We start from the raw sequence: 880 nt of genomic DNA on the forward strand, positions 1-880 counted from the left end.
GAGGGCGAGCCAACGGCGACTCAGTTCATGTGGACAGCGTATCACAAAAATTACGCATCTCTGACTGGACGTGGTTTAAATCACGTCTCGGGCACTCGCTCTGGCGTGGCCGGCACCTATAACCGCGCGCTCTATCTCGACGAACGCCGCGCCGCCCTGGACGCATGGGCGCGATATCTCCTGGAACTGATCGAGCCGGATTCGCGCGCGTCCAACGTGGTCGCGTTTACCTCTTGATTGACTGTTTTCGCTTTCCGTTTATTGGGCAATCACCCAAGCGCTAAGCAAAAACCGGCTTTATCACGCCCTGGGAACCCTGTGCGCAATTGCGCACAGGGTTCCTTTTACGTTTACACCCATCCTGAATTATCAATTCATTCCTCCTGAATCTGTCTACACGGATTGGCAGCGGTTCCGCTCAGCTGAGCGGAAGCGTTTCTTTTTTGCCACGTTCCGCGCAAATGTGCGGAACGGTATTTCATCTTTTGTTTCACGTGGAACATATCCCGGTATACCGATAACCCAGATTGGCCGATTAACTTTCTATGGGACTGGCGTTATCCCATTCGCATTCTTAGCCGGTTTCGGTCAGCATCCAGGCCCTTGTCAACCTCCCTTGGGTCTGTGGATAAGTGCCTTTTTTGTGGTGCATACTTGCTAACACGCAACCACAAAGAGGAAAACAATCGATGGAAGAATTACGCCCCGCACCGTCCGAGCAAGTGCTCGGTCGCGCTATTGTGCGACTGGTTCGCGATCATGCCGCCGAATTGAAACCCGACGATGCTTTCATTTCATCCACAGTAAGCGTTCAGAGTCCCCCCGCCGGAGCGGGGAATAGAGCCGGCAGCGGAGCGGCTTGGCGCCCGGCACGGCGATC

Annotated in this window: 1 pseudogene; it reads left to right on the plus strand. The window is 54.7% G+C overall.

The features are described 5' to 3' along the window. Window positions 1-237 (plus strand): annotated as a pseudogene (locus GJ668_RS20440) (hypothetical protein); the annotation flags it as partial. Between the last annotated feature and the right edge of the window lie 643 nt (window positions 238-880).

Source organism: Allochromatium palmeri (genome assembly GCF_009720725.1).
Taxonomy (GTDB): Bacteria; Pseudomonadota; Gammaproteobacteria; order Chromatiales; family Chromatiaceae; genus Thermochromatium; species Thermochromatium palmeri.